Origin of the sequence: Microvirga sp. TS319, from assembly GCF_041276405.1 — a bacterium.
GTDB lineage: Bacteria > Pseudomonadota > Alphaproteobacteria > Rhizobiales > Beijerinckiaceae > Microvirga.
Genome location: NZ_JBGGGT010000002.1, coordinates 2,642,231 through 2,657,912, shown reverse-complemented (window position 1 = coordinate 2,657,912; position 15,682 = coordinate 2,642,231). Strand labels below are relative to the sequence as shown.

General features: G+C 64.2%; 19 protein-coding genes. 16 read left to right on the top strand and 3 right to left on the bottom strand.

Features of this window, described 5'->3' with window-relative positions; translation table 11 throughout:
- Positions 1-140: 140 nt before the first annotated feature.
- Positions 141-590 (bottom strand): GNAT family N-acetyltransferase, encoded by a 450-nt coding sequence (locus AB8841_RS21910; protein ID WP_370437904.1) that lies wholly within the window; start codon positions 588-590, stop codon positions 141-143.
- A gap of 332 nt (positions 591-922) precedes the next feature.
- On the opposite strand from AB8841_RS21910, the gene AB8841_RS21905 reads away from it, so the two are divergent.
- From AB8841_RS21905 to AB8841_RS21865, 9 genes are all read left to right on the top strand, one after another.
- Entirely contained in the window at positions 923-2,551 is a 1,629-nt protein-coding gene (locus AB8841_RS21905) for a methyl-accepting chemotaxis protein (protein ID WP_370437903.1), read from the top strand.
- A 157-nt stretch (positions 2,552-2,708) separates the two neighbouring features.
- The gene (locus AB8841_RS21900; protein ID WP_370437902.1) at positions 2,709-3,323 is read left to right on the top strand and encodes a LysE family translocator; all 615 of its coding nucleotides are present in this window, start codon (positions 2,709-2,711) and stop codon (positions 3,321-3,323) included.
- Positions 3,324-3,732: 409 nt separating this feature from the next.
- Complete coding sequence (locus AB8841_RS21895) at positions 3,733-4,494, top strand: GntR family transcriptional regulator (RefSeq protein WP_370437901.1); 762 nt, start codon at positions 3,733-3,735, stop codon at positions 4,492-4,494.
- 135 nt (positions 4,495-4,629) lie between these two features.
- Positions 4,630-5,778, top strand: a complete 1,149-nt coding sequence (locus AB8841_RS21890; protein ID WP_370437900.1) for an alpha/beta fold hydrolase — start codon at positions 4,630-4,632, stop codon at positions 5,776-5,778.
- Between the two features lie 2 nt (positions 5,779-5,780).
- On the top strand, positions 5,781-6,662 hold the full coding sequence (locus tag AB8841_RS21885; RefSeq protein WP_370437899.1) for a class III extradiol dioxygenase family protein: 882 nt from the start codon (positions 5,781-5,783) through the stop codon (positions 6,660-6,662).
- Positions 6,663-6,666: 4 nt separating this feature from the next.
- Positions 6,667-6,996: a YciI family protein gene (locus tag AB8841_RS21880; protein ID WP_370437898.1), complete on the top strand. Its 330-nt coding sequence runs from the start codon at positions 6,667-6,669 to the stop codon at positions 6,994-6,996.
- 64 nt (positions 6,997-7,060) lie between these two features.
- On the top strand, positions 7,061-8,248 hold the full coding sequence (locus AB8841_RS21875) for an ABC transporter substrate-binding protein (RefSeq protein WP_370437897.1): 1,188 nt from the start codon (positions 7,061-7,063) through the stop codon (positions 8,246-8,248).
- Positions 8,249-8,347: 99 nt separating this feature from the next.
- Positions 8,348-9,430, top strand: a complete 1,083-nt coding sequence (locus AB8841_RS21870) for a Rieske 2Fe-2S domain-containing protein (RefSeq protein WP_370437896.1) — start codon at positions 8,348-8,350, stop codon at positions 9,428-9,430.
- 8 nt (positions 9,431-9,438) lie between these two features.
- Positions 9,439-10,413 carry a 2Fe-2S iron-sulfur cluster-binding protein gene (locus AB8841_RS21865; protein WP_370437895.1) on the top strand — a complete coding sequence of 325 codons (975 nt, stop codon included), beginning with the start codon at positions 9,439-9,441 and terminating at the stop codon, positions 10,411-10,413.
- A gap of 52 nt (positions 10,414-10,465) precedes the next feature.
- Here AB8841_RS21865 and AB8841_RS21860 read toward each other — a convergent pair whose 3' ends face one another.
- Positions 10,466-10,828 carry a hypothetical protein gene (locus AB8841_RS21860; protein WP_370437894.1) on the bottom strand — a complete coding sequence of 121 codons (363 nt, stop codon included), beginning with the start codon at positions 10,826-10,828 and terminating at the stop codon, positions 10,466-10,468.
- 191 nt (positions 10,829-11,019) lie between these two features.
- Between AB8841_RS21860 and AB8841_RS21855 the strand changes: the two genes are divergently transcribed.
- The 4 genes from AB8841_RS21855 to AB8841_RS21840 all read left to right on the top strand — a co-directional run bounded on the left by AB8841_RS21855 (position 11,020) and on the right by AB8841_RS21840 (position 12,806).
- On the top strand, positions 11,020-11,880 hold the full coding sequence (locus AB8841_RS21855) for an EcsC family protein (RefSeq protein WP_370437893.1): 861 nt from the start codon (positions 11,020-11,022) through the stop codon (positions 11,878-11,880).
- Between the two features lie 48 nt (positions 11,881-11,928).
- Positions 11,929-12,054 carry a hypothetical protein gene (locus tag AB8841_RS21850; RefSeq protein WP_370437892.1) on the top strand — a complete coding sequence of 42 codons (126 nt, stop codon included), beginning with the start codon at positions 11,929-11,931 and terminating at the stop codon, positions 12,052-12,054.
- A 175-nt stretch (positions 12,055-12,229) separates the two neighbouring features.
- Positions 12,230-12,418: a hypothetical protein gene (locus AB8841_RS21845; protein WP_370437891.1), complete on the top strand. Its 189-nt coding sequence runs from the start codon at positions 12,230-12,232 to the stop codon at positions 12,416-12,418.
- Positions 12,408-12,806 carry a response regulator gene (locus AB8841_RS21840; RefSeq protein WP_370437890.1) on the top strand — a complete coding sequence of 133 codons (399 nt, stop codon included), beginning with the start codon at positions 12,408-12,410 and terminating at the stop codon, positions 12,804-12,806. The genes AB8841_RS21845 and AB8841_RS21840 overlap by 11 nt, the downstream gene beginning before the upstream one ends.
- Before the next feature lie 196 nt (positions 12,807-13,002).
- Here AB8841_RS21840 and AB8841_RS21835 read toward each other — a convergent pair whose 3' ends face one another.
- Positions 13,003-13,341, bottom strand: coding sequence for a response regulator (locus AB8841_RS21835; protein WP_370437889.1), 339 nt, complete (start codon positions 13,339-13,341; stop codon positions 13,003-13,005).
- 164 nt (positions 13,342-13,505) lie between these two features.
- Between AB8841_RS21835 and AB8841_RS21830 the strand changes: the two genes are divergently transcribed.
- From AB8841_RS21830 to AB8841_RS21820, 3 genes are all read left to right on the top strand, one after another.
- Entirely contained in the window at positions 13,506-14,261 is a 756-nt protein-coding gene (locus AB8841_RS21830) for a hypothetical protein (RefSeq protein WP_370437888.1), read from the top strand.
- 472 nt (positions 14,262-14,733) lie between these two features.
- Positions 14,734-15,171 carry an acetyltransferase gene (locus AB8841_RS21825; protein ID WP_370437887.1) on the top strand — a complete coding sequence of 146 codons (438 nt, stop codon included), beginning with the start codon at positions 14,734-14,736 and terminating at the stop codon, positions 15,169-15,171.
- A 169-nt stretch (positions 15,172-15,340) separates the two neighbouring features.
- Complete coding sequence (locus AB8841_RS21820; RefSeq protein ID WP_370437886.1) at positions 15,341-15,574, top strand: hypothetical protein; 234 nt, start codon at positions 15,341-15,343, stop codon at positions 15,572-15,574.
- Positions 15,575-15,682 lie beyond the last annotated feature (108 nt).

The following is a 15,682-nucleotide window of genomic DNA, read 5'->3' as shown; positions in this document are numbered from 1 at the left end:
TGCGAGCGGAATACCGGGTCCACTTTTCGCTGGCGCGGCCCGCCGGGTCCGCACGATGCTCATGCCCGGCCCCGTGCCGGGCATGACCGTCTCTGGAATGCGGTTTTCCCGAACGGAGCCGGCCGCCGGGGCAAGCAGGTTCAGGCCGCGTCCTCCATGTCCCGGCGCATCACGAAGTTCGTCGTGGTCTCCGACGCGATTGAAAATCCATGCCGCTCATAGAAGCGGACGGCAGGATTGTTCTTCAACACGAAAAGGGCGATCGACCTCGCCATTCCACGACGCTTCTCCATCAGCCGCCGGATGATCGTCGAGCCGATTCCGCGTCCCCGCCGGGCGGGAGAGATATAGAGTTGCTTCAGGAAGATTTCGTCGCCGGTCTGTCGAAATTCGACCCAGCCGATATCCTCCCTGCCGTCGAGGACGAGGATCCATGTTTCCGCCGGACGCCAGAGGCTCGCAAATTGAGCCCGCTGATCCTCGTCGCACCATTCGGTCCAGGTTCGTGCGAGAGGTCTGATCGCCTCGACGTAAAGACCGAGAGCAAAGGCGTAGTCGTCCGAGCAGGCGGGACGCAGGTCAATATTCATGGAAGTCAAAAGCAGAAACGGAATGGTCCAAGGCCAATAGCGCTTGTTAGCGCATCGTGCGAAAAAGTGGACCCGGTTTTTCGCAAGGGCGATGCGCTCTTTCCAAGAAGGGAGCATCGGAGCGAGCCCAAAAGTGCAAATCCACTTTTCCCGTCCGATGCTCTAGCTGACTATTCGAGTGATTTGAGGGCACGGGGCCGTATCACGCAGCCGAATATGCAAAGCATCGTGCGCCAACATGCCGCGATATACGTCGCGATATAGGAAATTTTTAGTAAAGCTTCTTCATCATTCCGGCGCACAAGGGGTTGGCGCTTGGACGAGGTTCTACGATGAAGGTTCAGTTGGGCTCGCTGCGAAGCAAGATCGTCGTGGCGGTTGCCGTCGTGCTCACGACCATGCTGGGGCTGGGCGTGGCGGGAAATGCGTGGCGCAGCTCGCAACGCGCTTCGAGCGATCTGGCCGACAAGATCAACACCGCCATGTCGAGCATCGAGAAAGCCTCGGCCCATGCTCTTCTGATCAACAGCACCACAACCCTGGAGACGCTGCTCTCCGGGCTCAAGAGCGATCCCGATTTCGATCTCGGCTTCGTGACGGCGGACGGCATGGAGGTGCGGATCGCTCGGGAAAATTCGCAAACGAAACTCTCCGGCAAGGATCTGGAGACGCTGATCGAGGGCCCGCTCAAGGATGCCTTCACCGAGGCCGAGCGCCGCACCGTGGTTCAACCCGACGCGCTGATCGAGATCTCAGTTCTCAAGATGGGCTCCAACCCGATGGGTCATCTCGTCCTGCGCTATTCCCGCGAGCGGACCCTGGAGCGGGTCCGGTTCGAGGCGCTGACGGATATCGCCATGGGCGTGGCCATCATCGTGATCATCGCGTCGCTTCTGGCGTTGATTCTGTTCAGGTTGCTGCAACCGGTCCGGCTGCTGGCCCGGGCGACGAGCAGGCTTGCCGCAGGGGATCTCACTGTCGCGATCCCGGCCGGCGAGCGGCGCGACGAGGTGGGCGAGATGGCGCGCGCCGTGCAGGTCTTCAAGGACAATCTCATCGAGCGCAGCGCCCTGCGCGACGCCAGCGAGCAGGATAAGCTCGCGCGCGAAGAGCGCCAGCGCCGGATCGAGGATCTGATCCAATCCTTCCACGGCTCCGTCCGGGACGTGCTGACCGCATTGGACCAGAACGGAAATGTCATGGCCGAGACGGCGGAGGCTCTGTCGGCGATCGCCGCGCAAACCGCCGACCGGGCCCGGACCGCGACCGCCGCCACGGGCGAGGCGTCGCAGAACGTTCAGCAGGTCGCGTCGGCCTCGGAGGAATTGTCCGCCTCGGTCGAGGAGATCACGGCACAGGTGCGCTCGGCCCGGCAGGTGGTCCTGGGCGTCGCCCAGACCGGTGCCGGCACGAACGAGAGCGTTCAGGTGCTCGCCGCCAAGGCCCAGAGCATCGGCGAGATCGTCGAGCTGATCCGGGACATCGCGAGCCAAACCAATCTCCTGGCGCTGAATGCCACGATCGAGGCAGCCCGGGCCGGGGAGGCGGGACGCGGGTTCGCCGTGGTGGCATCCGAGGTCAAGAGCCTAGCGGCGCAGACGGCCTCCGCCACGGAGCGCATCTCGGCCCAGATCGCGGAAATCCAGGACGCGACCGCTCAGACGGTCCAGTCCATCGGCGCCATTGCGCGGCAGATGGACGAGGTCGATCGCTATACCGGCGGCATCTCATCCTCGATCGCCCAGCAATCCGCCGCCATCCAGGAGATCGCCCGCAGCGCGTCCGTCGCAGCCTCCGGTTCGATGAGCGTCTCGGCCGATATGCGCAGCCTCAACGAGGGTGTGGCGCATACCGACGCCGCAGCCTCGCGGGTTCGCGGTGCGGCCGAGGCGGTCGTCTCGCGGGCGGGCTATCTCCAGAACACGGTCGAGCAGTTCCTCCAGAAGGTGGCTGCCGCCTGACAGTGGAGCCGGAGGGCGGTCCGGACCTGTGTCGCCAACCCTCCGCTCCGGTTCGCCTGCGGCCCGGCGCCTCTTCGGGCAATGGCGCGTCCGGCTATCGCACACCGCACCGCGATGATAAAAGCGCGCCCATCGCCATGGCGGTAGAGAGTACCTCATGCCTGAAGGGCTTCAACTTCTGACGATTGCGGGCGTCTTCCTCCTGAGCGCGATGAGCCCGGGCCCGAATTTCGCCATCGTGACCTCGACCGCGATGGGCGTATCCCGTCGCGCGGGCGTTCTCGCGGGACTGGGGCTCGCCTCCGCGTCCTTGACATGGGCGCTCCTCGCAGTCGCGGGGATCGGCATCATCCTGACGCAGGTTCCCTGGATCCATACGGCCGTGACGGTCGCCGGAGCCGTCTACCTGATCTGGCTGGGGATCAAGATGGTGCTCGGCGCGCGCAAGCCGTTGCCGGCGATCGGCGGCGACGGGGTCAAGGGCGCGACCGCGTTCCGGAAGGCCTATCTGGTCAGCATGACCAATCCCAAGTCGGTCGCGTTCTACGGCAGTATCTTCACGGTCATGGTGCCGGTCCATGCGCCGTCGTGGTTCTACGTCGCGGTCCTGATGATCGCGGGCTTCGTGTCGTCGGCCTGGTATTGCGGCCTGGCGCTCCTGTTCTCCCACGGCGCCGCCCGGCGCATCTTCGCGAAAGCGAAAACCGGAATCGAAGCCACGATGGGCGTGGTCCTGATCGGCATGGGCGGAAGGCTGCTCTTCAGCCGGTAGGGCCGGGACCAGTCCTTGAACGGTTTCGCAAGACGGTGAACCGAATCCACTTCACCGAAAACGACTCTCGTTCCCCAGCACGTCGCGGGAAAAGGTGGCCCCGGTTTTTCGCAGTCAGCGATGCTCTGGCTCCCATTGGGATCCCAAATTACAAACATGCCGCGATGACTCTGTGCGCGAGCTCTGAATTTCTTGAAAAAACTGCGACTAAAGTAGCCTCGTTGCTGGCTTTGGGATCCCAAAAGCCGATGTTAGGATCCTTTTCTGAACGAGGAGGAAGATCCTCGGTCTCGGCCGCCGCCGTCACCATGCACGGCGCGGGCCTTCAGTCGGGGAGTTCGGAATGTCTCATCGATTGCCATCGGGCCGCCGAGGCCGCGACGAGGGTCGCCACACGGGATCGCCCGCCATGAAGCAGCAAACCCTCGTGATGCTCAGGATCCGCGAGATGATCCTTCAGGGCGAATTGAAGCCCGGCGAGCGCGTGCCCGAAGCCGTGATCGCGGAGCGCCTCGGGATCTCGCGCACGCCCGTCCGGCAGGCTCTTCCGGCCCTGGCTCAGGAGGGGCTGCTGGTCGCGGGAGGAGCGCGCGGCTATGTCGTCCGGGGCTTCACGGCGCAGGAGATCCTCGATGCGATCGAGGTCCGGGCCGCTCTCGAGGGGTTCGCCGCTCGGGCGATCGCAGAGAGAGGCCCCACGCGGGCTCTGCTCAGGGCGTTCCGGGCGTGCCTCGACGAAGGTGACGCGATCTTCGAAAAGCGCCGCCTGACGGAAGACGACGAGCTTCAATACGGCCGGATGAACGGGACCTTTCACGCGCTCATCCTCGAAGGGGCGGAGAAAGCCATCGTGTCGGATCTCGCCGCCCGCTGCCAGTTGGTGCCGTTTACATCTCCGTCGGCGATCGCGTTCGACAAGGCCGAACTGGGCCGAATGTTCGAGGTGCTGTTCTATGCCCATCGCCAGCACCACGCCATCGTCAACGCCATCGAGCAGAGAGACGGCTGGCGCGTCGATTTCCTCCTGAAGGAGCACGCCAACCCGCAAAAGCAGAGCATGAATCTGCCCGAGTGGCGTCTGTCCGCCGGCTCCAGGCTCGGCGACCCTGCCGGCTCCGAGGGCGCGCAGGCCTCGCAGACGGCGATCGCGAAACTCGTTCCCAATTATTAGAGCATCGAACGGGGGAAGTGGGCACCGGTTTTGCGTGACAAGATGCTCAACAACAGAGGCTTGCAGCATCGGATGGGGTCGATTTCACACCCGATGCTGGAGCGGCCCGACAACGGAAGGCGACCACGGCACACCATGAGCGAGAGACCCAAGATCATTCTGCTGCCCGGCCTTCTCTGCGACGCCTCGATGTGGAGCGCGCAGGTCCTGGCGCTCGAGCCTTATGCGGATGTGTTCGTGGCCGATGTCTCGCAGCACGATTCCATCGAAGGCATGGCCCGCTCGGCGCTTGCGCTGACGGAGGGACCCGTCACCGTGATCGGCCATTCCATGGGCGCGCGGGTCGTCATGGACATGGCGCGTCTCGCGCCCGAGCGGATCGAGCGCCTCGGCCTGATCGACACGGGCATCCACCCGCGGCGCGAGGGCGAGGAGGTGAACCGGCAGGTCCTCGTCGACCTTGCTTTCGCGGAGGGAATGGAGGCGTTGGCCGAGCGCTGGCTCCCGCCGATGGTCCACGAGGCGCGCGTCGGCGACCGGGCCCTGATGGAGCCTTTGAAGGCCATGGTCATGCGCGCCACGCCCGAGCAGCATCAGCGTCAGATCCGGGCGCTTCTGAACCGCCCGGATGCGCGGACCCATCTGGCCGCGATCGCCTGTCCGACCCTGGTCATGGTGGGGCGCCAGGATCGCTGGAGTCCGCTCGCGCAGCACGAGGATATGGCCGCCGTGATCCCGAATGCCGAACTCGTCGTCATCGAGGACAGCGGTCACATGAGCCTGGTCGAGCAGCCCGAGCAGGTATCCGGCGCGCTCCTGCGCTGGCTCGGATTCGAGAACGGGACGGCGGGTGCGCAAGACGCACTCAGCAAGGATGCACTCAGCAAGGACGCCCCGCAGCAAGGACGCCCCGCAGCAAGGACGGTGAAAGCCATGGCGGACGAAGCCGACGAAGATCGCATTCCGGAGACTCCGCTGTTCGACCGCAAGCGGTCTCTGGGCGGGTACCGGATCAACAAGATGGCGATGGGCCTGAGCCGGCCCGAGAACCGGGAGGCCTTCCGCCAGGACGAGGGCGCCTATCTCGACCGTTTCGGTCTGACGCCCGTGGAGAAGGAGGCCGTCATGACCCGCAACTGGCGCGAGATGGTTCGGCTCGGCGGCAACCTCTTCTTCATCCTGAAGATCTCCGCCGTCGATCCGGTCCGCATCACCGAGATCGGCGCTCATCAGGCCGGGATGGAGCACGACGACTTCCTGCGCAACCGTTTGGGAAAGAAATAGCCATGGCAAAGCTCATCGGCGGTCTGGGGACGTCGCACGTTCCCTCGATTGGCGCGGCGCTCGACAAGGGCCTGCGGGATACGCCCGACTGGAAGCCGTTCTTCGACGGCTATGGTCCGGGACAGGAATGGGTGAAAAACCAGCGGCCCGACGTGGCCGTCGTGATCTTCAACGATCACGGCAATTCCTTCTTCCTCGACAAGGTGCCGACCTTCGCGGTCGGATGCGCCGAGGAGTACCGTCCCGTCGACGAGGGATGGGGTCCTCGCGCCATCCCGCCCTTCAAGGGCGCGGTCGATTTCTCCTGGCACTTCATCGACACCCTGGTCGAGAACCGCTTCGACCCGATGATCTGCCAGGAGATCGAGGTCGATCACGGCATCCAGGTGCCGATGGAGCTGTTCTGGGGGCGACCGGCGGAGTGGCCGGTGCGCGTGGTGCCGATCTTCGTCAACGTGATCCAGTACCCCATTCCGCTCCCGAGCCGCTGCTACGAGATGGGCCGCGTCCTGCGCAAGGCCATCGAGAGCTACCCGACCGACGAGCGCTTCGTCGTTCTCGGCACGGGCGGTCTGTCCCACCAGCTCCAGGGCGCGCGGGCCGGGTTCGTCAATCCGCAGGCCGATCAGGCCTTCCTGAACGACATCGCCACCGATCCCGACAGGCTCGCGGCCATGTCGCGCGAGCAATATGTCGAGATGTTCGGCAGCGAGGGCGCAGAACTGATGATGTGGCTTGTCATGCGCGGCGCGATGGACCGGGACGTGGTGGTCCGCCACAAGCATTATTTCGTGCCCGCCTCCATGACGGGAGCCGGAATGATCGTCATGGAAAACAGGGCGACGGAAAACAGGGCGACGGCCGCTTCGGCCGAAGCGGCGTGACGTCATGTACTGGCTCATGATCTGCCGCCACAAGCCCGGCATGACCGAACTGCGCGAGCAGCACCGCGAGGCCCATCGCCAGCACGTGGCGACGGGCGGGGGAGGGCTCGCCAAGGTGCTGACCGGGAGCGCCTTGACCCAGGACGATGCCGAGACCCCGCTCGGGAATTTCGGCATCCTGGAAGCGCCCTCGCGCGAGGCGGCGCAGGCTTTCGCCGAGAACGATCCGTTCGCCCGCGCCGGACTCGTCGAATCCATCGAGATCACGGCCCTGGCATCACGCTTTCAGGCCCATCGGATCGATCCCATGACGCGAGATTTCACGCCACGATAGGGATCGGGAACAGGAAACCGGGCCGCCCAAGAGCCCGGGTCCGACAATCACCAGGAGGAAACACATGAAGAGACGGATCATTCTCAAGGCGGGCGCGGCAGCGCTGGCGCTTTCGCTCGCTCCCACGCTGGCCCCCGCGCCGGCTCAGGCCCAGGAGGTGGTGAAGATCGGCCTGATCCTGCCGCTGACGGGCCCCTTCGCGTCGACCGGCCGGCAGATCGAAGCCGCCGTGAAACTCTACATGCAGCAGAACGGCGACACGGTCGCGGGCAAGAAGGTCCAGCTCATCGTCAAGGACGACACGGGCGTGGCCGACGTGACCAAGCGGCTCGCGCAGGAATTGATCGTCAACGACAGGATCGCCGTCATGGCCGGTTTCGGCCTCACCCCGCTGGCGCTCGCGGCCGCGCCGCTCGCGACCCAGGGCAAGGTGCCGGAAGTGGTGATGGCTGCAGCGACCTCGATCATCCCCGAGCAGTCGCCCTATGTCGTCCGCACCAGCTTCACGGCCGCGCAGGTGACCGTTCCACTCGCGGACTGGGCCGCGAAGGAAGGCATCAGGAAGGTCGTCACCATCGTGTCCGATTACGGTCCGGGGATCGACGTCGAAAAGGCGTTCACCGAGACCTTCACGAAAGCGGGCGGTCAGGTGGAGAACCTGCGCGTGCCGCTGGCGAACCCCGACTTCTCGCCGTTCCTGCAGAAGGTCGCCGACGCCAAGCCCGATGCGCTCCTGGCTTTCGTGCCCTCCGGCGTCGGCGCGCAGTTCATGAAGCAATATGTCGAGCGCGGCCTCGACAAGAGCGGCATCCGGTTCCTGGCGGAAGGCAGCGTCACGGACGACGATCTGCTCAACAGCATCGGGGACGTGGCTGCGGGCGCGGTGACGTCGCATCATTATTCGACGGCGCATGACAGCCCGGAGAACAAGGCTTTCGTGGAGGCCTTCAAGAAGGCCAACAACGGCATGCGGCCGAACTTCATGGCGGTGGGCGGCTATGACGGCATGCACCTGATCTACGAGGGCCTGAAGAAGACCGGCGGGGCCGGCGGCGAAGCGCTGATCACCGCCATGAAAGGCCTGAGCTGGACGAGCCCGCGGGGCCCGGTCGCGATCGATCCGCAGACCCGCGACATCGTCCAGAACGTCTATGTACGCAAGGTCGAGCGGGTGAACGGCGAGCTCTACAACGTCGAGTTCGCCACCATTCCGAACGTCAAGGACCCGGTCAAGGCCGCCAAGTCCAACTGATCGAGTCCAACCGATCGACCACCGGACGGAAGCGCCGCCGCGAAGGCGGCGCTTCCGTGACCCCGCTCGCCGAACGCCCGTTTCTCAGGGAGAAAACCAATGACCGACGCTCAACGCTTCCCGCTGAATGCATGGTATGCCGCGGCCTGGAGCCATGAGGTCAAGCACGAGCTCGCGGCCAGGACCGTCTGCAACAAGGACATGGTGCTCTACCGCCGGTCGGACGGCCAGGTCGCCGTCCTGGAGGATGCCTGCTGGCACCGGTTGCTCCCGCTGTCCATGGGGCATCTCAGGGGCGACGAAGTGGTCTGCGGCTATCACGGGCTCGTCTTCAACGCCGCCGGGCGCTGCACCTACATGCCCGCGCAGAAGACCATCAACCCATCGGCCTGCGTGCGGGCCTATCCGGCTGTCGAGCGGCATCGCCTCGTATGGGTCTGGCCCGGCGATCCCGCTCTCGCCGATCCCGCCAGGATTCCGGATTTCCATTGGAACGACGGCACGGACTGGGTCGGAGAAGGGGGAACCTTCTACAGCCTGAAATGCGACTACCGCCTCGTCATCGACAATCTCATGGACCTCACCCACGAGACCTATGTCCATGCAGGCAGCATCGGGGACGAGGCGATCACCAGCGCGCCCTTCGACGTCACGCACACGGACCGCACGGCGACCGTGACCCGCTGGATGATCGACATCGAGCCGCCGCCGTTCTGGGCCAAGCAGCTCGGCCGGCCCGGCGAGCCCGTGGACCGCTGGCAGATCATCTATTTCCAGGCGCCGTCCACCATCGTGGGCGATGTGGGTGTCGCGGTGACCGGAACTGGTGCTCCGCAGGGCGACCGCTCGCAGGGCGTGAACGGCGCGTTCCTGGCCGCCATCACGCCGGAGACCGACAAGACCTGTCATTATTTCTGGAACTTCGTGAGAACCTTCCGGAGCGACGACGAACAGCTCACGCGCGACATCAACAAGGCTCACGTCAACGAGGGCAAGGGCGTCTACGACCAGGATCACGTGGTGCTCGAGGCGCAGCAGATCGCCATCGACCGAAATCCGAGGCTGCCCTTCTACAACCTCAATATCGATGCCGGCGCCTTATGGGCCCGCAAGCTGATCGACCAGATGCTCGCGGCCGAACGCGCAGAGCCGGTCCACGTGCCGAACCAGGCCGCAGAATAGGGTCCGCCATGGCCGAGCCAATCGAATGGCGCAGCGCGAAGCTGCGCGCAACGCGAGACGTCTCTGCGGACATCCGTCTCTTCGAGATCGAGCCGTCGGGAGCGTTCGTCGCACCGGCGCCGGGCAGCCATATCAACGTGGCGGTGCAGATCGGCGCGCGGCCCGACACCCGCTCCTATTCGATCGTGGGCCCCTGCGCGGACGGGATCTATCGCATCGCCGTCAAGCTCCTGGGCGACAGCCGCGGCGGCTCCGCCTACATGTGGAGCCTGGCTCCGGGCGCCCATCTCACGATCTCGACGCCCGGCAATCACTTCCCTCTCAGCCGGGGCCGTCCCGAATATCTTCTGCTCGCGGGCGGCATCGGCATCACGCCCGTCTTCACGATGGCGCTGGCCCTGGCGGAGGCCGGAGCCCGCTTCCGGCTGCTCTATGCCTGCCGCAGGCGGCAGGATCTCGCCTTTGCCGACGAACTCCGGGCGCGCATCGGCGACCGCCTGCAGGTCTTCCTCGACGAGGACGGGGAGCGGGTGGATCTCGATGCGGAGATCGCCAGCCTTGCGCCGGAGGGCGAACTCTATGTCTGCGGGCCCATTGGCATGCTGGAGGGAGCCAAGCGCGCCTGGCAGCAGAGCGGCCGGCCGGTCGACCGCCTGCGGTTCGAAACCTTCGGCAACAGCGGCCGCTTCGCCTCGCAGCCCTTTACGGTGAAAATCCCCCGTCTCGGCAGGGAATTCACCGTTTTGCAAAACCAGACCATGCTGGATGCCCTGGAGGCCGCCGGAATCGCCATGATTTCCGACTGCCGCCGTGGCGAATGCGGCCTGTGCGCCCTGCACATTCTGGACGTGGACGGAATCGTCGATCACAGGGACGTGTTCTTCAGCGACGACGAGAAGTCCGAGAACGGGAAACTCTGCACCTGCGTCTCGCGCGTCGCCGGCGCCAGCATCACCATCGACACCGCCGACAGGGCCGCTTGACGCAAGCCCTTCGGCGGCAGCCGCCCGTCGTGCAGCGAGCGAAGCCGGGCCTTCAAGAGGCCGGTCGGGAGCTTTGCGCGACGCGGCCGGATGCGCCCAGGGCACGCTGGCCCGAAGCGACGCCGGTGCGACCTCGGACATACCCGAAGGACAGGGCCGCGGCGAGACGTTCGATTCGCTGCTCCTGGATGAGCTGCTCGACCAGAAGCGCCTTGACGGCCGTTCTCGGATCGCCGCCGCAGGCCTCGATCACGGCCGCGACATCGGCCTCCAGATCTTCCGGTTCATAGAGCATCGGACCCAAAAGTGGATTTGCACTTTTGGGATTGAATCCGATGCTCCCTTCTTCGACAAGCGCATTGTGCGGCCCTCCGGGTCCGCACAATGCGCTTGTCGCCTGGTCCTGCTCAGCCATCGTCATCTCCTTTGGGAAGCCGGGATGCTACTGATTCAGGCCTCGGGCCACCACATTTTTGTTCATGATTTGTTCTTTGGCTGGGGAATGCGTGGAAATCTCGCCCGATGTCGGTCCGGGGGGCTTGATCTGTCCGAATGGGCATGCCGCCCGGTCTGTTCAATCCGGTCCGGAATTCCCAGATAGAGATCATGAACCAGGACCTTCACCCTCATGCGTCGCTTGCGACCTCCACCGATCGCAGCGCCGTCCCGGAGATCGCGTTGTCCGAAGAGGACCGCGAGGCGTTGCGGCAGGCCGTCCTCGCGCTGGAGGGGCCGAGCTACGTGGCCCGGCTGTCGTCCCTGGCCGGACGGCCGATCGAGCTGCTCGGGCTTGCACTTCCCGCTCCCGTGTCCGAGGTGATCTCCAAGACGACGCAAGCCGCGCTCGCCCGCGCCCTGCGCTATGCGCTGAAGACGATCCCGAAGGAGGGCAGGGACCCCGAGACCCGGATCCATAAGGCGCTCGCGATCCTGTCCGGCGCGATGGGCGGCGCGCTCGGCGTTTCGGCCGTCCTGGCGGAGCTTCCGATCTCGACGACGATCATGCTCCGTTCCATCGCCCGGATCGCCGGGAGCGAAGGCGAGGACCTGGAGGATCCCGAGACGGCGCTGGCCTGCCTGCAGGTCTTCGCGCTCGGCGGACATGCCGGGTCGGACAACCTGCACGAGGCCGGCTATTTCGCCGTGCGGACCGCGATGGCGAAGTCCGTCACCCATGCTCTGCAGCAGATCGCCGGGCGCGGCGTCGTCGACGAGAGCGCCTCGGCCATCGTCCGCCTGCTCGCTCAGATCGGAACGCGGTTCGGGGTGGTCGTCTCGCAGAAGGTCGCCGTCCAGGCTGTGCCGGTGCTGGGCGCCATCGGCGGCGCGGCCATCAACGCCGCCTTCATCGACCACTTCCAAACGCTGGCCCGGGGGCATTTCACCGTGCGCCGCCTGGAGCGGGCCTACGGCAAGGGAACGGTGCGGCGGGCCTATGACCAGATCCGCGCGGCCGCCGGAATCTGAGCCGATCTCTTGCGATCCCGGAGCAAATTGCATTCTGGCGGGAACAGAATGCCCGCTCCATCTCTTTGGCGAAGCATCGTTCTCCGCGAAGAACCGGTGGTGTGCAACTGGAAGAGCCTGATCGCCCTCGAGACGGTCAAGCGCGGCCTGAAGATGGCGGCGGACGTGGAATGACGTCGCGCGAAACGCTGGAACAGCTCCTGGTTGCGGCATCGTAAAATTCGCGCAGTGGTTTTTGTGGCTACGCTGAAACCAGCCCGCGGGCCAGTGGTTCATTTCTTAACATAGGTTAGCCGACACCGTGTCCCGAGCCGATGCGAGGGGCCGAGATTGGCCGAGGAGAACGCCGATGCCCCACGACGTTTCGGGCGGCCTGCGCCTGCCCCATATCAATGAACTCCATCCGGACGTCGCCACCTTCGCGATCGCCCGCTCCCTCGAGGAGGTCTACCAGAGCGTGATCGAGGAGCCGTTGCCACCGCGTCTGATGGCCATCCTCCTGCGCATGGAAAGCCGAGGAGGCCGGGATGACGGATAGAGGTCCCGATCCGCATGTCGCCCTGATCGTCGAGGACGACCCGGAGGTCCGGGAACTCGCCGCCGCCCTCTTGGAGGAGACCGAGCTCGATGTCGTGGAGGTCGCGAGCGCCGAGGCGGCCCTGGCCTATCTGAAGGACCGGGGAGGCGAGGTGGCCATGATCTTCGCCGATATCCGCCTCGCCGGCCCGATGGACGGGATCGGGCTCGCCAAGGCGGCCTGCACGCTCTGGCCGACGATCCGGATCGTGCTCACCTCGGGCGTCGCGGGCGACCGGCTGGGCGAGCTGCCGGATTGCGTCGCCTTCATGCCGAAGCCCTGGCGCGGCCTGGATGTGCTGGTCGAGGCGGAAAAGGCCGTGCAGCAGCCCCAGCCGCCGGTGGCCTGACGATAAGAGCCCGCCCGGCCGATGCCCCTCGGGCCTCGTACGGGCGAGAGCATCGGACGCGGGAAAGGGATTTGCCATTTTGGGATTGCATCCAATGCTCCCACCCGGAGCATCTTTTCCCGCAAAACCGGCATCCACTTTTGCGGAAAAGGCTCTAGCCCAGTCTTCGGTTGGGCGCCGCCCGGCTGAACAGGGGCTATGACCTGCTCCGGGCGCTGAGTGCTTCGATTACTGCCGCGACGATTTTCTCGATCCTGAACGGCTTGTCGAAAACGGCCGCGAACAGCTCCGGATGGCCGCGGGCAATCGTCCCTTGCGCCCCGCTCAGCAGGATGATCGGGATTTGGGCCCAATCCGGGTTGGACTTGATCGCCTGAGCCAATTCCAGTCCGTTCATCAGCGGCATCATGAAATCCGTCACCACCAGCGCCGGCACGTCCTTGTCCAGTACCTCCAGGGCCTTGCGGCCGTTCGAGGCGGGCCATGCGCTTATGGCACGCCTTGGGCTCAAGCTCGAAAGCAGCCACTTCGCCAAGTCCGAGGTTCCCGACCGCGTCGGACTACCTCGGCTTCCCGCGTGCCGATTGCCCCTAAGTCAGCCATTTTCGGACAAGTTTTCAAACAATCGTCCAACGCTGCGCGTCAGGTGCCCTATGGGGTCGGCGTTGATGGGCTTGGCAGATTGAGGAGCTCGGACCCATGGAGTCCGTCATAGGCCTTCTGACCTTCATCGCCATCGCATTGGGCGCACTCGCCGGTCTTTGGCTGGCGCGCCACCTTCCCAAGACACACCTCAGCAGCGAAAGCCGGACGGCGGTGTCCGTGTCCATGGCGGTTGTCGGCACTCTGGCCGCGCTCGTGATGAGCCTCCTGATCAGCAGTGCCAGTGCGTCGTTCAACGCCAAGACCGATGCACTTCACAGGCTTGCGGTCAACATTATCCGGCTCGATCGCGCCTTGGGCCAATACGGCCCCGAAGCACAGGACGTTCAAGGTCTCCTGCGCAGCTATGCGCAAACGAAGGCTGAAGAGCTGTTGGATAATGATGACCCATCCAGCCTGGACATTCGATCACTGGCGCAGTTCGAGGCGCTGACGAGCCGCGTTCTCGACCTTCAGCCGGGCGACAGCCATCAACGGCAGGCCCAAGCTCAGGCCTTGAAGGTGCTCGACAGCATCGCAGACGCACAATGGCTCCTCGTTGAAGAGGCCAATACGTCCTTACCGACATCGTTCGTGATCCTGCTGATCTTCTGGCTGGCTCTGCTCTTCGGCAGCTTTGGGCTGTTTGCGCCCAGCAACGCCACCGTCATCATCGTGCTCCTGCTTTGTGCGCTGGCCATTTCAGGAGGCGTGTTCATGGTGCTCGAGTTGGAAACAGCGACGAAAGGACTGGTCCGGATCTCGACGGATCCAATCCTCAACGCGATCCACGAGATTACGGTGGCTCGGTAAGGTGGCTGCCGGGCACTGCCATACGCTCCTGAGCGGAACATCGACAGGCGGCAGCCGATTCAAGCGTCTTGACTTCGCGGCGGCGGAGAGCAGTCACTAGCGCATCGTGCAAAAAAGTGGACCCGGATTTTCGCCGGGACGATGTGCTTTTTGCAAGAAGGGAGCATTGGAAGGACTCCCAGAAGTGGGTGCCGGTTTTGCGTGGAAAGATGTGCGAGATCAAAAGCCTCGGACGCAAAAGTGGGTACCGGTTTTGCGTGGAAAGATGTGCGAGATCAAAATGTCAAAGCGTTGGACGTAAGTTCGATGCCACGTCCGATGCTGCTCTAGATGCAAGGAATCTCCGTTCCTGGCCCTGAGCGGGCCATTGCGTGGCGCGGCATGCCGTAATGCCTCGTCATCGGATATATGGCCGCTCAACAGGCTCGAATCCCGGATTGAATGAGGAAATGTTGTGTCTATGGATCCACGCGTGTTCACAGTTCGCCAATCCCGTCCCAGCGACATCGATACATTGTTCGGTATCTGGCACTCAGCAGTCCAGGCCACTCACTTCTTCCTGAGCAAGGCCGATATCGAATTTTATGCCAACCTCGTGCGCAACGATTACCTCCCGCATGCAGAGTTCTGGGTTGCCGTCGACGCTTCGGATGCTCCTGTCGCCTTCATGGGCATGACAGGGGCCATGATCGACGCTCTGTTCGTCGCCCCAGGGCAGCATGGGAAAGGGGTTGGTCGTCTGCTCGTTCAACATGCCCACGAAAGAGAAGGCGCTCTCACGGTCGATGTTAATGAGCAAAATGAAGGGGCGCTTGCCTTCTACAGAAGGCTCGGTTTTCAGGAGCTAGGTCGGTCCGAACTCGATGGAAGCGGTCGCCCGTTCCCGCTGATCCATATGAAGATGGCCTAACATCCTTGGCTTGGGCGATCATTGTCCTGATGTTGCACTAAGTTCCCGAGCCAGGCCGATAACAACAGCCTCCACGCACGGAAGGTCCCAACTCTCACTGCCTCCGGCGTCACCGGCGAAATCCGCGCCACCGATCCCGGAGGACGAAGCTGAGGCGATACTCTCTGCCTTGAGGCCGCCAAAACGTCCGCGACCGCTGATCGCAGTCATCGGCATCAATGACGCCACCGAAACCACAGACTATCTGATGCCCACCGGCATTCTCCGGCGAGCCGATGTCGCCCATGTGGTGGCACTGGCGACAAAGGCGGGACCAGTGACGCTGTTTCCGGTGCTCACGGTCGAGCTCCGTCTGAACCGACGCGTCCTTCGGCTGGAGAAGGAGCACGAGAAGCGGAACTAGAGCATCGGACCCAAAAGTGGACTCCACTTTTGGGATTGAATCCGATGCTCCCTCCTTAGATGAGCGCATCGTTTGAGCGGAAAACCGGGTCCACTTTTCCGCACGATG

What these genes read in the sequence shown, in the direction of transcription:
- AB8841_RS21865 (WP_370437895.1), top strand. Translation starts at nt 9,439, where the DNA reads ATGGCCGAGCCAATCGAATGGCGCAGCGCGAAGCTGCGCGCAACGCGA.
- AB8841_RS21830 (WP_370437888.1), top strand. Translation starts at nt 13,506, where the DNA reads ATGGAGTCCGTCATAGGCCTTCTGACCTTCATCGCCATCGCATTGGGC.
- AB8841_RS21850 (WP_370437892.1), top strand. Translation starts at nt 11,929, where the DNA reads ATGCCCGCTCCATCTCTTTGGCGAAGCATCGTTCTCCGCGAAGAACCG.
- AB8841_RS21860 (WP_370437894.1), bottom strand. Translation starts at nt 10,828, where the DNA reads ATGGCTGAGCAGGACCAGGCGACAAGCGCATTGTGCGGACCCGGAGGG.
- AB8841_RS21890 (WP_370437900.1), top strand. Translation starts at nt 4,630, where the DNA reads ATGAGCGAGAGACCCAAGATCATTCTGCTGCCCGGCCTTCTCTGCGAC.
- AB8841_RS21840 (WP_370437890.1), top strand. Translation starts at nt 12,408, where the DNA reads ATGACGGATAGAGGTCCCGATCCGCATGTCGCCCTGATCGTCGAGGAC.
- AB8841_RS21845 (WP_370437891.1), top strand. Translation starts at nt 12,230, where the DNA reads ATGCCCCACGACGTTTCGGGCGGCCTGCGCCTGCCCCATATCAATGAA.
- AB8841_RS21875 (WP_370437897.1), top strand. Translation starts at nt 7,061, where the DNA reads ATGAAGAGACGGATCATTCTCAAGGCGGGCGCGGCAGCGCTGGCGCTT.
- AB8841_RS21870 (WP_370437896.1), top strand. Translation starts at nt 8,348, where the DNA reads ATGACCGACGCTCAACGCTTCCCGCTGAATGCATGGTATGCCGCGGCC.
- AB8841_RS21910 (WP_370437904.1), bottom strand. Translation starts at nt 590, where the DNA reads ATGAATATTGACCTGCGTCCCGCCTGCTCGGACGACTACGCCTTTGCT.
- AB8841_RS21885 (WP_370437899.1), top strand. Translation starts at nt 5,781, where the DNA reads ATGGCAAAGCTCATCGGCGGTCTGGGGACGTCGCACGTTCCCTCGATT.
- AB8841_RS21895 (WP_370437901.1), top strand. Translation starts at nt 3,733, where the DNA reads ATGAAGCAGCAAACCCTCGTGATGCTCAGGATCCGCGAGATGATCCTT.
- AB8841_RS21880 (WP_370437898.1), top strand. Translation starts at nt 6,667, where the DNA reads ATGTACTGGCTCATGATCTGCCGCCACAAGCCCGGCATGACCGAACTG.
- AB8841_RS21905 (WP_370437903.1), top strand. Translation starts at nt 923, where the DNA reads ATGAAGGTTCAGTTGGGCTCGCTGCGAAGCAAGATCGTCGTGGCGGTT.
- AB8841_RS21855 (WP_370437893.1), top strand. Translation starts at nt 11,020, where the DNA reads ATGAACCAGGACCTTCACCCTCATGCGTCGCTTGCGACCTCCACCGAT.
- AB8841_RS21900 (WP_370437902.1), top strand. Translation starts at nt 2,709, where the DNA reads ATGCCTGAAGGGCTTCAACTTCTGACGATTGCGGGCGTCTTCCTCCTG.